The following is a 17,189-nucleotide window of genomic DNA, read 5'->3' as shown; positions in this document are numbered from 1 at the left end:
ATATGAATAAATTCAACGACATTCAGTTCAAAGATTCTTTGATCGGAATGTGCATGGCCTTACAAGAATCATGCCTCCCTGACAAAATCCTGTCGCCCTGCACTTCCTTCCCCTTCCTGGTCAGTTCCCCTGCCTTTTGCGCCACAAATATTATTGAACTTTCCAAGTTGCGCCCAACACCAAGCTGGGCGCAGTTATCAGCTGCGTCTTTGAGTTAACAATGTCGGTAAAGGTGCCGCACGTATAAGTTTATTTTCGCATAAGGCTTATTCTAATTTCGTCTTAGCGCTGGGAAAACTTGTTCTGCGATAGTGTGTTACAAGCTCCAATCAAATATCGATGGGTCTCAGTCAGATTTCTGACGCCCATTATAAGACCTTCACACGGAGAAGTACCCAATGCGCGTTTTGACCCCTCTGTGCAGCGCTATGTTGTTAGCGATGATGGGCGCCAATGTTCAAGCGATGAGCCTGCAGGAAGCGATTCAGACCACCATCGATTTCCACCCCGACCTGCAATCCAATATTCATAATCGATTGTCTGCCGACCAAGATGGCAAAGTCGCCAGCAGCGGCTATCTGCCCACGGTCGATCTGGTAGGCGGTTATGGGCGTGAACGCTCGGATAATCCCACCACCCGCTTCCAGGGCGGTCACCACACCGAAAGCCTGAATTACACCCAGTCGGAACTGCGCCTGCGTCAGATGCTTTTCGATGGTTTCAATACGCCTAACGAGAAGGCCCGCACTTCGGCCGTGTCTACCTCGCGCGCCTATTACGTACAAGGCAGCGCCGAAGACCTGGCCCTGCGCACCATCCAGGTGTACCTCGAAGTACTCAAGCAGCGCGAGCTGGTGACGCTGGCCAAAAACAACCTGCAAGCTCACTTGCGCATCAACGATCAGATCGGCTTGCGCAGCCAGCAAGGGATCGGCAGCACCGCCGACACCGACCAGTCCCGCGCCCGTCGCGCGCTGGCGGAAAACAACTTCTACACCGCGCAGGTCAACCTCTCCGATGCCGAGGCCAATTTCTACAGTGCCGTGGGGCGCATGCCCGATGAGCTGGAAACGCCCCCGTCGATCAAGGGCGAATTGCCCACCGATCTCCAGGCCGCGCGTAAGGACATGATGAGCAACAACCCCTATCTGAAATCGGCGCAGGCCGACGTACAGGCGGCGGAGAGTCAATACGAAGTGGCCAAGTCACCGTTCTATCCGCGACTTGACGGCGAACTGGCGGTGGGTGCCAACAACAACATCTCGGGCGAAGAAGGCCACAACAACAGCTGGCGTGCCGGCGTGGTGGTCAATTACAACCTGTTTCGCGGCGGCGGCGACAAGGCCCGGCTGCAGTCCGATGCCTACAAGATCAATCAGGCCATGGACATTCGCAACAACGCCCTGCGCCAACTCAACGAGAACATGTCGCTGAGCTGGAACGCCATGCTCAACGCCCGCCAGCAAACCCCTTATGCCCGCGAGTACGCCGAGACCACCACGCGCGTACGTGCCGCCTATCAGGATCAGTTCGGCCTCGGCCAGCGGACCCTGCTCGACTTGCTCGACAGCGAGAACGAGCTCTACACCGCCAATAGCCGTTATGTCGAAGTGCGCTATACCGAGGAATACGCGATGTACCGCGTGCTGGCCAACATGGGCGACCTGGTGGCCAAGACCCGGGTGGTATTGCCACCAGAGGCCATTGCACAGACCGAAATCAAAAGCGAAGCACAGCTCTTGCCGGAGATGCGTTGAGCGGCGCCTGTAGCGCCGCTGTAGCGAGTCGGTAGCGCCTTGGGGCGCCGCCGATTCGCGCAAAAGAAGTCCTGGCCGAAGTACCGCTGGAGTAGAACCGTTGACCAAGATGCACAGCCCCACGCCCGACCCCACGCCTGAGCGTGTACCGACCGGCAGCGACCCGAGGCAGTCTTTCGACGATCCGCTGCTCGATGGCCTGCTGATTCTTTGCAAGTTGCACGGCTGCACGGTCAGCCGCGCCAGCCTCAGCGCGGGTCTGCCGCTGGCTCAGCAACGCCTGGGCAAGGATCTGCTGCCCCGCGCCGCCGCGCGCGCCAGCCTGCAGGCACGGGTGTTGCGCCGCGAGCTGGACAGCATCAACGCGCTCAATCTGCCCGTACTGCTGCTGCTCAAGGAGGGCCGTTGCGCGGTACTGCGGCGCTGGGGCGAGGATGGCCGGGCATTGATTCTGCCCAGCGAAGCCGAAGGCGGCGAACAGTGGTTGAGCCGTGAGGAACTGGCCAGCGTCTACACTGGCGAGGCATTGTTCGCTCGCCCACGACATGAACTCGAAGACCTGCGCACTCCACTGATGCCACGGGTCGATTCCTGGTTTCGCGACACCCTCAAGCTGTCGCGCTGGCTCTATAGCGACGCCTTGCTGGCCAGCCTGATGATCAACCTGCTGGGCCTGATGGTGCCGCTGTTCGTCATGCAGACCTACGACCGCGTGGTCCCTAACCAGGCCACCTCGACTCTGTGGGTACTGGCCGCGGGCCTGCTAGTGGGCACGTGCTTCGAGCTGATCCTGCGCGTCGTGCGTGCACACCTGCTGGACCAGGCCGGTAAAAAGACCGACCTGATCCTCTCCGCGACGCTGTTCGAGCGGATCACCGGCATGGCCATGAAGGCCCGCCCAGCCACCATCGGTGGCTTCGCTCAGAGCATCCATGACTTCCAGGGCCTGCGCGAGTTTCTCACTGCCGTGACCCTCACCAGCATCATCGACCTGCCGTTCGCGGTGCTGATGCTGGTGGTGATCGGCCTGCTGGGCGGCTGGCTGGTGATCATCCCGGTGCTGGCGTTTCCGATCACCATCATCTTCGCCTTGCTGATTCAGATCCGCCTGCGCGACACCGTGCAAAAAAGCCTGACGCTGGGTGCCGAACGCCAGGCCCTGCTGATCGAAACCCTCGGCGGCCTGGAAACCCTCAAGGCCTGCAATGCCGAGAGCGAGCGCCAACATCACTGGGAGTCGACCCACGGCGCCCTCACCCGCCTCGACGGCCACGCCCGCGACCTCGCCGCGCTGGCCACCAACGGCACGCTGTTCATCCAGCAGTTCTGCGGCATGAGCACCATCGTCGCTGGGGTCTACAGCATCATCGCCGGCAACCTCAGCGTCGGCGCGCTGGTGGCCACCTACATGCTGGGCAGCCGCGTGCTCGCGCCGCTGGGCCAGATCGCCGGCTTGATCACCCGTTATCAACAAGCGCAGCTGACCATGCGCAGCACCGATCAGTTGATGGCCCTGCCGCAAGAACGGGACATCAAGCAACGCCCTCTCGATCGCACGCAATTGCAGGGCGGTGTCGGCCTCAGCCAGGTGGTGTTCAGCTATGCCGGGCAAAATACCCCGGCGCTCAGCGCTGTCAGTTTCAGCATCAAACCCGGCGAACGGGTCGGCATCATCGGCCGCAGCGGCTCGGGCAAAAGCACCCTGGCGCGCCTGTTGATGGGCTTCTACGAGCCGGCCGAAGGGCAGATCCTGCTCGACGGCCTCGACCTGCGCCAGCTGGATGTGGCCGACCTGCGCCAGCAGATCGGCTATGTCGCCCACGACTTGCCGCTGCTGGCGGGCAGCCTGCGTGACAACCTGACCCTGGGCGCGCGCTATGTGAGTGATGCGCGCATGCTCGAAGTCGCGCAACTGACTGGCGTCAGCGAGCTGGCCCGGCAGCACCCGCAAGGCTTCGACCGCCCAGTGGGTGAACGTGGCCAGCTGTTATCCGGCGGCCAGCGCCAGGCCGTGCTGCTGGCTCGGGCGATGCTGCTGGAGCCACCGATCATGGTCCTCGACGAACCCACCAGCCACATGGACAACAGCAGTGAAGACCTGCTGCGCCAGCGCCTGCATGCGTGGATACCGGGCAAGACTCTGCTGCTGGTCACCCACCGCACCACCATGCTCAGCCTGGTCGATCGGTTGATCGTGCTGGACAACGGCCGCATCGTCGCCGACGGCCCGAAAGAGACCGTCATCGAAGCGCTGCGCAAAGGTCGCGTCGGCACTGCACCCGCTCAGGAGGGCTGAACATGAGTCATTCAACAGGCGGCCTGCGCGGCTACCTCGACAGTTTCGGCAAGACCGGCGAACGGGAATTCATGCCCGAGCTGGCCAGCGCCGGCCTCAACGATTCGCCACGGCGCTCGCGACTCACCGTCTGGGTGGTGGCGGCGCTGATCGTTGCCGCACTGGTGTGGGCCAAGCTGGCGGTGATCGAGGAAGTCACCACGGGTGAAGGCAAGGCCATCCCTTCGAGCAAGGTGCAAGTGATCCAGAACCTGGAGGGCGGCATCGTTTCGGAAATCCTGGTGCGCGAAGGCCAGATGGTCGAAAAAGGCGACACCCTGCTGCGTCTCGACGATACCCGCTACCTGTCCAACCGTGGTGAAAGCGAAGCCGATCGCTACACCTTGATGGCCCAGGTCGATCGCCTGGCGGCTGAAGCCACCGGCAAACCGTTCGTAGTGTCGGATGAAATCAAGACCAAGGCGCCGCAGGTGGCCGCTGACGAAATGGCTTTCTATACCTCGCGCCAGAGCAAGCTGGCCAGCGAACAGAACACCCTTAATCAGCAACTGGTGCAAAAGACTCAAGAGCTGGCCGAGTTCCGCTCCAAGCAGGCGCAGTACCGCAACAGCCTGGCCTTGCTGCAGCAGGAAATGGACATGTCGACGCCGCTGATCAAATCCGGCGCGGTCTCGCCGGTAGAGATCCTGCGCCTCAAGCGCAGCGCCGTGGAAGCCCGTGGACAGATGGATGCCACCAGCCTGGCGATCCCCCGCGCCGAGGCGGCCATCGCCGAGATCCGCAGCAAGGTGCAAGAGTCGACACTGGGCTTTCGCTCCGATGCCTCCAAGGACCTCAACGACAAGCGCACGGAGCTGGCCAAGATCACCGCCACCACCATCGCCATCGATGACCGCGTGACGCGCACCACGGTGGTGTCGCCGGTCAAAGGCATCATCAAGCAGATGAAGATCAACACCATCGGCGGCGTGGTTCAACCGGGCAGCGACATGCTCGAGATCGTGCCCATGGAAGACAATCTGCTGATCGAAGCCAAGGTACGGCCGCAAGACGTGGCCTTCCTCCACCCTGGCCAGAAAGCCATGGTCAAGTTCAGCGCGTACGACTACACGATTTATGGTGGGCTCAAGGCCAAGCTGGAACTGATCAGCGCCGATACCGTGACCGATGAAAAGGGCAACAGCTTCTACCTGATTCAGGTAAGGACCGACCTCAATCATTTGGGCGGTGACAACAAGCCGCTGTTGATCATCCCCGGCATGACGGCGACGGTGGACATCATCACCGGCGAGAAAAGCGTGCTGGATTACGTGCTCAAGCCGGTACTCAAGGCGCGGACCGAATCGTTACGCGAGCGGTGAGTCAGCGGACTATTTTTGGCTGCCCCGGCCCTTTCGCGGGCAAGCCTTGCTCCCACAGTGCAAACAGCTCTTATGAATTACACCTGTGGGAGCAAGGCTTGCCCGCGAATAGGCCAGCAAGACTGGCAAAAACCCAGGTTTCATGAATCTTTCATGATCACCTAGATCAGCGTCTCATCAACAATCAACACCACCTTGCCGCTGATCTGATTACCGGCCAACTCATCGAAGGCGGTTTCGGCATCGACGATCGGGAAGGTTCGTACCACCTGCGGGCTCAAGCGCCCTTCGGTGAACAACGGCCACACATGCTGGCCCAGATCGCTGAGCAGATCGGCCTTGAACTGATCGCTGCGGCTGCGCAGCGTCGAGCCCAGCAGGTGAATGCGCTTGCCCAGCACCGCGCCCAGATCGACCTGCGCCTTGGTGCCGCCCATCAGGCCGATCATCACCCAGCGCGCATCCAGCGCCGCCACCTGGATATTCAGCTCGGCGTAGTTGCCGCCCACCGGATCGAGGATCACATCGAACGGCCCAAGGTCGCGCAACGCCTCCAGATCGACGCTGCGCACCACACCCCCTTGAGCGCCCAGAGCCTCACAGTAAGCCAGCCGCTCGGCCGAACCGACGCTCACCCAGGTCGGGTTGCCGAACGCCTTGCACAGCTGGATCGCCGCCGAGCCGATACCGCTCGCACCGGCGTGCAGCAGCACTTTTTCGCCCGGCTTGAGCGCCGCCAGCTGGAACAGGTTGAGCCACACCGTGGCGTAGACCTCTGGAATCGCCGCCGCGTCGATCAGGCTTACGCCCTCCGGCACCGGCAACACGTGACGGCCATCGACCACCACTTCCTCGGCCATCCCACCACCGGCCAGCAACGTACAGACCCGATCACCCACCTGCCAGGACGACCCTGGCCCCACTTCGGCGATAATCCCCGAACACTCGAGTCCGAGAATATCGCTGGCGCCTGGCGGTGGCGGATAGTGACCCGCGCGCTGCAGCAGATCGGCACGATTGAGCCCCGCCGCGGCGACGCGAATCTTCACTTGACCTGCATCAAGGGTGGGGCTTGGACGCTCAACCCACTCGACATGTCCTTCAACGCCTTGCAATGCCTTCACAGTGCCTCCATAGTTGACTCATGACTGAGCCCGGCGCCTTGGCGCCGGGCTTTTCGCATTATGCGTCCGGCTTCAACGGAACCGGCGAATTCAAAGACGGCCTAATATGCGTTATCAATTGCCCCCGCGTCGAATCAGCATGAAGCATTTCTTACCCAGTTCCGCCCTCGCCCTGTGCATTGGCCTCGGCACCCTGTCGATGTCGGCCAATTCTTTTGCCGACAACAGCTGGGACAAGTTGCAGCCTGATCGCGATGAGGTAATCGCCAGCCTCAACGTCGTCGAACTCCTCAAACGCCATCACTACAGCAAGCCGCCATTGGACGATGCCCGTTCGGTCATCATCTATGACAGCTACCTGAAGCTGCTTGATCCCTCGCGCAGCTACTTTCTGGCCAGCGATATCAGCGAATTCGACAAATGGAAAACCCAGTTTGACGATTTCCTGAAAAAGGGCGATCTGGACGCGGGCTTCACCATCTACAAACGCTACCTGGATCGCGTCAAGGGGCGTCTGGACTTTGCCTTGACGATCCTCGACAAGGGCGTCGACAAGATGGACTTCAACGGCAATCAGACCCTCGAAGTCGATCGCAAGAACGACCCGTGGCCCAAGGATCAGGCAGAACTCGACGACCTGTGGCGCAAACGCGTCATGGACGAAGTGCTGCGTTTGAAGATTGCCGGCAAAGACCCGAAAGCCATCCAGGACTTGCTGGTCAAGCGCTACAAGAATCAACTCGTGCGCCTGGACCAGACCCGCGCCGAGGATATCTTCCAGGCCTACATCAATACCTTCGCCCAGTCGTACGATCCGCACACCAACTACCTGTCGCCTGACAGCGCGGAAAACTTCGACATCAACATGAGCCTGTCGCTGGAAGGCATTGGCGCGGTGCTGCAGAGCGATAACGATCAGGTCAAGGTCGTGCGCCTGGTACCGGCCGGCCCTGCCGACAAGACCAAGCAACTGGCGCCGTCCGACAAGATCGTCGGCGTGGCCCAGGGCGACAAGGAAATGGTCGACGTGATCGGCTGGCGCCTGGACGAAGTGGTCAAGCTGATCCGCGGCGCCAAGGGCTCCGTGGTGCGCCTGGAAGTGATCCCGCATACCAATGCGCCGAACGACCAGACCAGCAAGATCGTGTCCATCACCCGCGAAGCGGTGAAGCTCGAAGAACAGGCCGCCAAGAAGTCGATCCTCAATCTCAAGCAGGATGGCAAAGACTACAAGCTCGGGGTGATCGAGATCCCGGCCTTCTACCTCGACTTCAAAGCCTTCCGCGCCGGCGATCCGGACTACAAGAGCACCACCCGCGACGTCAAGAAACTGCTGACCGAGCTGCAGAAGGAAAACGTCGACGGCGTGGTCATCGACCTGCGCAACAACGGCGGCGGCTCCCTGCAGGAAGCCACCGAGCTGACCAGCCTGTTCATCGAGAAAGGCCCGACCGTGCTGGTGCGCAACAGCGACGGCCGCGTCGATGTGCTCGAGGACGAGAGCCCTGGTGCCTTCTACAAAGGCCCGATGGCGCTGCTGGTCAACCGCCTGTCCGCCTCGGCTTCGGAGATTTTCGCCGGCGCCATGCAGGACTACCACCGCGCGTTGATCATCGGTGGCCAGACCTTCGGCAAAGGCACGGTGCAGACCATCCAGCCGCTCAACCATGGCGAGCTGAAACTGACCCTGGCCAAGTTCTACCGGGTTTCCGGGCAGAGCACCCAGCATCAGGGCGTACTGCCGGACATCGCCTACCCGTCGATCATCGATACCAAGGAAATCGGCGAAAGCGCGCTGCCCGAAGCCATGCCGTGGGACACCATCCGCCCGGCGATCAAGCCCGAAACCGATCCGTTCAAGCCGTTCCTGGCCCAGCTCAAGGCGCTGCATGACAAGCGCACCGATAACGATCCGGAGTTCATCTTCATCCGCGATCGCCTGGCCCTGGCGCAGAAGCTGATGGAAGAAAAAACCGTCAGCCTCAACGAAGCGGTGCGTCGCAAGCAGCACACCGACATCGAGAACCAGCAGTTGGCCCTCGAAAATACCCGTCGCAAGGCCAAGGGCGAAGCGCCATTGACCGAGCTGAAAAAGGAAGACGAAGACGCCCCGGCGACGGATCCGAACGATTCCAAACCCGAGAACGACGCCTACCTGAGCGAAACCGGGCGTATCCTGCTGGACTACCTGCGCTTGAACACCACGGTGGCCAAGAAGTAGTGCGATGAAGCAAGCTAAATGATGGCGATCCGTCATCAAACAGTCATGAAGCTGTCGTGAAATAGCCGGGCGCCTAACAGGCGCCCGGTTTTTTTATGCCTGCAATCTCTACTTTAGACACACTCATAATCCCTGTGGGAGCGGGCTCTGCCCGTGAAGCTTCGTGGGCAGAGCCCACTCCCACATTTTTGGGAGTCGGTATCCCACATCAGTGAGGATTTCATGACCATTACCGAGCAGCTCAGCGCCTTCGGGACGATCCTGGCCCAAGGCAGCCTTCACAGCCTGTTCCAGCCCATCGTGTCCCTGTCCGAGCGGCGCATTCTCGGTTACGAAGCGCTGAGTCGCGGCCCTTCGAACAGCCCGCTGCATTCGCCCATCAACCTGTTCGCCGCCGCCCGCCATGCCGGGCGTCTGAGCGAGCTGGAAATGGCCTGCCGTGAAAAAGCCTGCCGCAGCTTCAGCGAACAGAAACTCGACGCCAAGCTGTTCCTCAACGTCTCCCCCGAGTCGCTGCTCGAGCCCTTGCATCAATCAGGGCGTACCTTGTCGCTGCTGCAGCGCTACGGCATCTCGCCCAGCCAGGTGGTGATCGAGCTCACTGAACAAACCCCGACCGACGACTTCGACCTGCTCCACACGGCCCTGCATCACTACCGCGCCATGGGCTTCTCGATTGCATTGGATGATCTGGGCGCGGGCTATTCGAGCCTGCGCCTGTGGTCAGAGCTGCGCCCCGATTACGTGAAGATCGACCGGCACTTTATCGACGGCATCCATCAGGACGCAGTGAAGCGCGAGTTCGTCGGCTCCATTCTGCAGATGGCCCGTGCCTCACGTGCGGTGGTGATTGCCGAGGGCATAGAACTGGTCGAAGAGCTGGCTGTGCTCAGCGACATGGGTGTCGATCTGGTCCAGGGCTATTTGTTGTGCCGCCCGCAGGAAACGCCGCCCCGGGATGCCCGCAGCCTGCTGCCGCAACTGGACAGCGGCCAGCCCTCCTTGACCGAGGAGCGCCGCGACCTGTCCGACCTGCTGAACGATCAAGCGGCAGTGCCCAGCGACACGCCAACGCCCAAGGTGCTGGAGGCGTTTCGCCTGCAAGCCAACCTCAACTCGCTGGCGGTGCTCGACGACCAGCAGCGCCCGGTCGGTATCGTGCATCGGCATTCGCTGTCGGACGCGCTGCTCAAGCCCTTTGCCACCGAGCTGTATGCCCGCAAGCCGATCAGCCGGTTGATGACCGATGATTTCCTCGCCGTGGAGTTGAGTCATTCTCTGCAACAGGTCAGCCGCTTGATCACCAGCCGCGCGCGCCAGCGTATCGAAGAAGACTTCATCATCACCCAGAACGGGCGTTACCTGGGCCTCGGACGGGTGATCGACGTGCTCAAGTTGATCACCGAACTGAAGATCCAGCAGGCGCGCTATGCCAACCCGCTGACGCTGCTGCCTGGTAACGTGCCGATCCAGCAGTGCCTGACGCGCCTGTTGCAGCAAAACCAGACCGCCGCGATCTGCTATGTCGATATCGACAGCTTCAAACCCTACAACGACCTGTATGGCTACGCGCGCGGCGATGAAGTGCTGCTGTGCCTGGCGCACTGTCTGAGCGAGCGAATCGAACCCAGCCGCGATTTCGTCGGACACATCGGTGGTGACGATTTCATGCTGGTGCTCGGCTCCAGCGACTGGCGCAAGCGGTTGGGGCAGCTGTTCGAGGAGTTCCAGATGCAGTGCCGGCGGTTCTACCGCGCCGAGCACCTGGACGCGGGGTACTTCGTCAGCCATAACCGCCAGGGCGTGCGCGAGGAATTCCCGCTGCTGTCGCTGTCCATCGGTGTCGTCGATCTGCACGCTCGCGATTGCCCCGCGCTGGACGCTCAGGTGCTGGCGGAAATGGCGTCACAGGCCAAGCATCTGGCCAAGAAGGTGCCGGGATACAGCGTGCATGTGATTGACGCCGCGAGCGCTGTGGTTTGAGGCATTTGACACCGGTGCAATCTGTACGGGCGCGTGCGGCGGCGAAGAGGCCCGTGAAAATTACAGATCAGTCAGGCTCTGGTCCGATAGGAAAGAACTCACCGTGGCTCCATACGCCAAGCCAGGGCTGGCCGTCGATCCGACGTGTGACCGCCAGATCCACCAATTGGTAGAAGACGTTGCGATGAATCAACGCCTCCAGGTTGGTGCGCACCCGCACGTAGGGCGAAGGTTCCTGACTGGCGGCATCGATATGCACGCGTAGCGGGTGCTCGGCATCGGCATCGCAGTGATCATCGACATTGGTGAAAAAGCGCAGGCATTGGTGCTCGCCCTGCCCTTCAACTTCCAGGCGGATTGCCACGAACGGCGCATCTTCGACCTGGATGCCGACTTTCTCCACCGGCGTCACCAGGAAGTAATCATCGCCGTCACGCCGCAGGATGGTGGAGAACAGCCGCACCATGGGCGCCCGGCCGATCGGCGTGCCCTGATAGAACCAGGTGCCGTCGCGGGCGATGCGCATGTCGATATCGCCGCAAAAATCCGGGTTCCACAGATGCACAGGTGCGGGCCCCTTGGCTGGGGGAATCTGCGCCAATAGATGGCTGGCGTCTGTCATCACTTGCTCCTCGAATACGCCGCTGGGGTAGTGCGCGTCATGGCCAGGGAGCAAGCGGATTGCCTGCCTTGGTCTAGCGCTCTACACCCAGCAAACGTCGAGCGTAATCGGTCAGGGGCGGCCCAAGCAAATCCTGCGGTTTTTTGTCGTACAACGTCAGAAAACCGCCTCGCAGACGAATGGTCGCGGTGTCGATCAGATAACGGGTACTGGTCTCGATCACCATCACCTGAATGACAGCGTGGTCGACGCCGAGGCGATCGACGGCTTCCTGGTCCTGCCATTCGTCGGTGGTGCCGATGCGATCATCGGCATTGGCGAAGCGTGTATACAGCAGGTAGTGAGCGCCGGCTTCACGGGCCTCGTTCATGGCGTCGTCCAGGCCTTCAGGAGCACGGGCGCGACGGACCATGGGGAAGTACTGGATAAAGCCGTTGAAGGCTTCCTCCGCTACGACGTTAGGACGCGGGTAGGAGCCGCCAGGCGGTACGAAGGCGCCCTGGGCGATGAACATGAACGAGTCCGGTTGCAGACGGAAATTGGTCGAGCGCTTGGTTTCGCTGTGATCCAGCACCCCGGCATCGCTCAACTGATCGTGGGCGACCGTACCCATGTCGCTGACGCTCATACAACCGCCCAGCGCCGCGAGCGCCAGTACCAAGAGCAGATTACGCATCATTCCTCCAGAGACCGGCGACGAAAAACCGGCGAATAAGCGGCGTGATGCAGCTTTTGCGCCAGTCCGGGGACGAGAGAAAAATTAACGATGCTGCACTGGGCTCTTTTGCGCGTCAGGCCACCGGATCGCTATCGCGCTTGCGCTTGTTGCCCATGCGCACGCCGATGTCCATCAGGAACTGAAAGAATCCTTCCTGATCTTCCAGCACGTTGCTCCAGAACGGCGAGTGATACAGCGCCACCGCGCCATGCACCAGGGCCCAGGCGGCGCAATAGTGGAAATACGGCGGCACGTCTTCGAGCTTGCCTTCGTCGATGCGACCCTTGATCAGTTGGGTCAGATGCTCGAAGTTGGAGGCACGGATTGCGTGCAACTCCTCGACCATCTCCGGCACCTGATTGCCCTTCACGACTTTCTCTTCGAGGCGATCGAACAAGCGATAGCGCTGTGGATCACGCATGCGAAACTCGAAATAGGCGCGCGACAAGGACTCGCGGTCATTCTCCACGTCGGACGACAACAGCAGCTGGTTCAAATCACGCTCATAGTCGAGCATCAGCCGCAGATAGATCTCGGCCTTGGACTTGAAGTGCTTGTAGATCGTGCCTTTGCCAATACCCACAGCATCGGCGATCATCTCCACCGTGACGCTATCCTCCCCCTGCTCGAGGAAGAGCTTGAGGGCGGTATCGAGAATTTCCTGTTCGCGGCGTCGAAACTCGCGGACCTTGCGGGGTTCTTTCTGCATAAAGAAGGACTGGGTCAAAATCGAAGCGAAGTATTATGCCTGTCTGGCGTGAAATTGCACGGATCATCCGTTGATAGGAGCACTTTACGTGTGACTAGGGCGTTGGTGCTGAGCAGCGGCGCGCCTATTTCAAAATTGTTTAAAAAACGATCAATTACCACTGGCGCGGTGGCAAACCTCAACGATACTCAAGGGTGTTGACGCGTCATATCCCCCAAGTGATGTGGCAATAAAGGTGTCGATGGACCGCGCGCCTTTGTTTTACTCCTAATGGTCTTAACCCGGATTCACCCCCCAGAACCCGGGTTTTTTTTGCCTGATGGTTCGGTGTGATGGCCAACGGCTCTGCCCGCGAAGCTCTTAAAGGTGCGCCAACGGGAACAGACGCTTGAAGTTCTCGGTGGTCTGCGCCGCGAAATCCTCGTAAGGCACACCTCTCAGCATGGCCAGGTACTCGGCCACCTCGCGCACGTACTGCGGCAGGTTGGGCTTGCCGCGGTACGGGATCGGCGCCAGATACGGCGAGTCGGTCTCGACCAGCAGACGATCGGCCGGCACCTGCCGCGCGACATCGCGCAGGGCGTCGGCATTGCGAAAGGTGACGATGCCGGACAACGAGATATAGAAGCCCAGGTCCAGCGCCGCCTTGGCCATGTCCCAATCTTCGGTAAAGCAGTGCAGCACACCGCCCTGTGGCAGCTGCGCTTCACGCAACAGGTGCAGGGTATCGGCGCGCGCGCCGCGGGTATGCACGATCACCGGCTTACCGGTGGCGTTGGCCGCTTGCAGGTGCAAGCGGAACGACGCCTGCTGCAGCTGCGCAGCTTCGGGCTCGTAGTGGTAATCCAGGCCGGTCTCGCCGATGGCGACGACCCGCGGGTGGTCCAGCTCGCGCAGCAGCCAGTCCAGCGCAGGGGCTTCGCCAGGTTTGAGGTCCAGCGGGTGAATGCCGACGGAGCAATCCACATCGTCATACTGATCGGCCAAGGCTTTCACCGCCGCAGCGTTGTCGGCACTCACCCCGATACAGAGGAAATGCTTCACACCCCGGGCCCGCGCGGCATCCAGCGCGCGGTCCAGCGAACCGTCGTGGGCGGTCAGGTCGAGGCGGTCGAGGTGGCAGTGGGAATCAACGAGCAAACGGCTATCGGCAGACATGGGCAACTACATCGTATGAGTGGGACGGTCGGACTTCAGCGCGCCGGCCAGGTAGGTTTCAATCTTGTTGCGCGCGGTGTCGTCGCCATCGTTGAACTGCACGCCGACACCGGCGGCGCGGTTGCCCTGGGCGCCCTTGGGGGTGATCCACGCGACCTTGCCGGCCACGGGGATCTTCTCGCCTTCATCCATCAGGTTGAGGAGCATGAACAGCTCGTCGCCCAGCTTGTAGCTCTTGCTGGTGGGGATGAACAGGCCGCCGTTCTTGATGAAAGGCATGTAGGCCGCATACAGCACGGCCTTGTCCTTGATGGTCAGGGACAGAATACCGTTGCGCGGGCCCGGATTGACTGGCTGGTTCATGCGGCTTCCTTCACTGCGGCCGGGCATCGAGGCCACGGACACGCTGGGTTGAATCGACTGAAGCAATAACGACAACTGATGGCACTTTGAATATCAGACCGCCAAAATACCACAATGCTCCGTTAGCCGTTGCCCGGCAACGCAGCCCAGGACACCAGCAGCGACTCCAGCAGCAGCACCCGATTGAGATTGGCCTTGGCGAGCACCTTCTGGCGCTGCAGCAGAATCCAGTCCTGCACGCTTAGCACCTTGTCCTGCGCGGTCTTCTGCGCCAGATACTGCACCACCTTGCGCATGTCCGCCAAGCCCAGGCCGGTTTCGTCCTCGGTCAGCTGATAACGCAGGATCAGGTTCGACCAATCGCAGAACCAGTCGAACAGCAACAACAGGGGCACCGCGTTCCAGCCTTCGGCCAGTTGCGTGGGCGAGGCCTGCTGTTTGAGCAGCTTCTTGACGCCCTCGACCACCAGTGCGCGCTGTTCGCGCACGCCCTGGGTCTGCAGATCGACAGCGGCAAGCGGCGAGCCTGCGGCCAAGGTGAGCAATTCGTCGCGCTCGTCCTGGCTCAGGGCCGGCAGCGCCTCGCCCAACCAGGCCAGGCTTTGCTCTCGGCCTGGGAGCGGGCAGGCCTGTTGCACGCAACGGCTCTTGATGGTCGGCAACAACCGGCTGGGTTGATGACTGACCAACAACAGCACGGTATTGCCGGAGGGTTCTTCGAGGCTTTTGAGCAAGGCGTTGGCGGCGTTGATGTTCATCGACTCCACCGGCTCGATCAGCACCACCTTGCGCCCGCCCAGTTGCGCGGTCTGCACCACGAAGCTGACCAGATCGCGGACCTGATCGACCTTGATGGCCTTGTCGGCCTCTTCAGGCTCCAGCACATAATTGTCGGGATGAGTACCCGCCGCCAGCAGCATGCAGGATTTGCAGGCACCGCAGGCGTCCTCGGGGAGCGGACGCTGGCACAGCAACAAGGCCATCAGCCGTTCGGCCAGCGCGCGCTTGCCGATGCCCTTGGGGCCATGCAACAGATAGGCGTGAGCGTGCTGGGCACGGCCCGCGAACTGCTGCCACAGCACCTGCTGCCAGGGGTATTCAGCCACGGGCCGACTCCAGCATGACCGGCACCAGGGCGTCCAGCGCCTGCTGCACCTCAGCCAGGGACTGCGAGGCATCGACGATGCGATAACGCTGGGTATCGGTCGCGGCGCGCGCCAGATAGGCGCTGCGCACGGCGTCGAAGAAAGCCCGGCCTTCCTGCTCGAAACGGTCCAGCCGACCCCGCGCGCTCGCCCGCGCCAGGCCGACTTCGATAGGCAGGTCGAAGACCAGCGTCAGGTCGGGTTGCAGGTCGCCCTGCACGAACCGCTCGAGGGTCGCGATGCGCTCCACCGGCAAGCCACGGCCGCCACCCTGATAGGCATAGGTCGCATCGGTGAACCGATCACACAGCACTACCGCGCCGCGCTGCAGCGCCGGGCGAATCACCTGGGCAATATGCTGGGCACGGGCGGCGAACATCAGCAGCAGTTCAGCGTCGGCGTTCATCGGCTCGTCGCTGGGGGCCAGCAGCACCTCACGGATGCGCTCGGCCAACGGCGTGCCGCCGGGTTCTCGGGTCAGCACGACATCCAGGCCGGCAGCGCGCAGCTGCAGGGCAAGGTATTCGCGATTGGTGCTCTTGCCGGCCCCTTCAGGGCCTTCAAGGGTAATGAACAGACCGGTCACTTTGCGTCCTTATCTTGAGCAGTGGGGCCAGGCTCGGTGGCCTGGACTGGCAGCGCCGGGGGAGAGGCCTGATCGGCGGGCGCCTGCTCGGGTGTGGGTGCAGGCACCGGGATGGGTGCGGGGCTGGAGCGATAATCGGCACGGCGCTTGAGTTGAAACTCGCGCACGGCGTTGTTGTGGGCGTCGAGGTCGTCAGAGAACACGTGACTGCCGTCGCCACGCGCGACGAAATAGAGGCTGGTGCCGTCCTGCGGATTGAGCGCCGCATGAATCGCCTCGCGGCCTACCATGGCGATCGGGGTCGGTGGCATGCCAGCGTTGGTATAGGTGTTATAGGGCGTCGGCTGCTTGAGATCGGCGCGGCTGAGCTTGCCTGTGTAGCGCTCGCCCATGCCGTAGATCACGGTGGGGTCGGTCTGCAACAGCATGCCGGCATGCAGGCGGCGGATGAATACGCCGGCGATCTCGGCACGCTCCTGGGGCACACCGGTTTCCTTCTCGACCATCGAGGCCATGATCAGCGCCTGATAGGGCTCGCTGTAGGGCACATCATCGGCGCGCTGACTCCACTCCTGGGCCAACACCTCGTCGAGGCGCTTGTAGGCTTGAGTGAGGATTTCGGCATCGGTCATGCCACGGGTGAACTTGTAGGTGTCGGGGAAGAACCGCCCTTCGGGGAACACGCCAGGGTGGCCGAGCTTGTCCATCAACTCGGCATCGCTGAGGCCGGCGAGGGTCTGCTGGAGTTTTTCCTGCTTGGCCAGCGCGCTGCGCACCTGGCGGAAATTCCAGCCTTCCACCAGGGTCAGGCTGTACTGCACCACTTCCCCGCGCTGCCACACACCGAGCATGTCACGCACAGTCATGCCGGGGGTCAGGCGATACTCGCCGGTGTGCAGCGGCTGGCCTTCGAGGTTGAAACGCCAATACAGGCGCAACCACCAGGCATCGCTGATCAGGCCGTCGGTTTCAAGGCGATTGAACATGCGCCCCGGCGTCGAGCCGCTCGGTACTTCCACCAGGGTTTCGTTGGCCATGACCAGACGCTGGTCCAACGCATGGCGAGTTTTCCATGCCGCACCGCCCACCACCAATACCGCAACGATCAGCACGGTTTCGAGCAGCACCAAGAATTTACGTATCACA

The 17,189-nt window shown here is 61.6% G+C and carries 14 protein-coding genes; 5 read left to right on the top strand and 9 right to left on the bottom strand.

From position 1 onward, the window contains the following. The first annotated feature begins 398 nt into the window (after positions 1-398). The 3 genes from LIX93_RS07610 to LIX93_RS07600 all read left to right on the top strand — a co-directional run bounded on the left by LIX93_RS07610 (position 399) and on the right by LIX93_RS07600 (position 5,414). A complete protein-coding gene (locus LIX93_RS07610; RefSeq protein ID WP_226503391.1) occupies positions 399-1,757 on the top strand; it encodes a TolC family outer membrane protein in 1,359 nt (452 codons plus the stop codon). A gap of 109 nt (positions 1,758-1,866) precedes the next feature. Continuing rightward, positions 1,867-4,053, top strand: coding sequence for a type I secretion system permease/ATPase (locus LIX93_RS07605; protein WP_226503694.1), 2,187 nt, complete (start codon positions 1,867-1,869; stop codon positions 4,051-4,053). Positions 4,054-4,055: 2 nt separating this feature from the next. Then, positions 4,056-5,414, top strand: a complete 1,359-nt coding sequence (locus LIX93_RS07600; protein WP_226503390.1) for an HlyD family type I secretion periplasmic adaptor subunit — start codon at positions 4,056-4,058, stop codon at positions 5,412-5,414. A gap of 161 nt (positions 5,415-5,575) precedes the next feature. Here the strand turns inward: LIX93_RS07600 and LIX93_RS07595 are convergent, their stop codons facing one another. After that, a complete protein-coding gene (locus LIX93_RS07595) occupies positions 5,576-6,538 on the bottom strand; it encodes a zinc-binding dehydrogenase (protein WP_226503389.1) in 963 nt (320 codons plus the stop codon). A 139-nt stretch (positions 6,539-6,677) separates the two neighbouring features. Between LIX93_RS07595 and LIX93_RS07590 the strand changes: the two genes are divergently transcribed. Then, positions 6,678-8,759, top strand: a complete 2,082-nt coding sequence (locus LIX93_RS07590; protein ID WP_226503388.1) for a carboxy terminal-processing peptidase — start codon at positions 6,678-6,680, stop codon at positions 8,757-8,759. Positions 8,760-8,981: 222 nt separating this feature from the next. Next, positions 8,982-10,742, top strand: coding sequence for a bifunctional diguanylate cyclase/phosphodiesterase (locus LIX93_RS07585; protein ID WP_226503387.1), 1,761 nt, complete (start codon positions 8,982-8,984; stop codon positions 10,740-10,742). Between the two features lie 67 nt (positions 10,743-10,809). Here the strand turns inward: LIX93_RS07585 and LIX93_RS07580 are convergent, their stop codons facing one another. The 8 genes from LIX93_RS07580 to mltG all read right to left on the bottom strand — a co-directional run bounded on the left by LIX93_RS07580 (position 10,810) and on the right by mltG (position 17,188). After that, positions 10,810-11,364 carry a DUF1285 domain-containing protein gene (locus tag LIX93_RS07580; protein WP_226503386.1) on the bottom strand — a complete coding sequence of 185 codons (555 nt, stop codon included), beginning with the start codon at positions 11,362-11,364 and terminating at the stop codon, positions 10,810-10,812. A gap of 73 nt (positions 11,365-11,437) precedes the next feature. Continuing rightward, complete coding sequence (locus LIX93_RS07575) at positions 11,438-12,040, bottom strand: DUF4823 domain-containing protein (protein ID WP_226503385.1); 603 nt, start codon at positions 12,038-12,040, stop codon at positions 11,438-11,440. A 115-nt stretch (positions 12,041-12,155) separates the two neighbouring features. After that, positions 12,156-12,791 (bottom strand): TetR/AcrR family transcriptional regulator, encoded by a 636-nt coding sequence (locus LIX93_RS07570; protein WP_226503384.1) that lies wholly within the window; start codon positions 12,789-12,791, stop codon positions 12,156-12,158. Between the two features lie 360 nt (positions 12,792-13,151). Further along, positions 13,152-13,931: a TatD family hydrolase gene (locus LIX93_RS07565; RefSeq protein ID WP_226503693.1), complete on the bottom strand. Its 780-nt coding sequence runs from the start codon at positions 13,929-13,931 to the stop codon at positions 13,152-13,154. A 24-nt stretch (positions 13,932-13,955) separates the two neighbouring features. Beyond that, a complete protein-coding gene (locus LIX93_RS07560) occupies positions 13,956-14,312 on the bottom strand; it encodes a PilZ domain-containing protein (protein WP_226503383.1) in 357 nt (118 codons plus the stop codon). Between the two features lie 122 nt (positions 14,313-14,434). Beyond that, on the bottom strand, positions 14,435-15,418 hold the full coding sequence (locus LIX93_RS07555) for a DNA polymerase III subunit delta' (protein ID WP_226503382.1): 984 nt from the start codon (positions 15,416-15,418) through the stop codon (positions 14,435-14,437). Beyond that, complete coding sequence (tmk, locus tag LIX93_RS07550) at positions 15,411-16,043, bottom strand: dTMP kinase (protein WP_226503381.1); 633 nt, start codon at positions 16,041-16,043, stop codon at positions 15,411-15,413. The genes LIX93_RS07555 and tmk overlap by 8 nt, the downstream gene beginning before the upstream one ends. After that, entirely contained in the window at positions 16,040-17,188 is a 1,149-nt protein-coding gene (gene mltG / locus LIX93_RS07545; RefSeq protein ID WP_226503380.1) for an endolytic transglycosylase MltG, read from the bottom strand. The genes tmk and mltG overlap by 4 nt, the downstream gene beginning before the upstream one ends. Between the last annotated feature and the right edge of the window lies 1 nt (position 17,189).

The sequence above is a fragment of the Pseudomonas sp. MWU16-30317 genome (genome assembly GCF_020515695.1).
GTDB lineage: Bacteria > Pseudomonadota > Gammaproteobacteria > Pseudomonadales > Pseudomonadaceae > Aquipseudomonas.
Note: the sequence above shows the minus strand (reverse complement) of the source record. Positions and strands in the feature narration are given on the sequence as shown.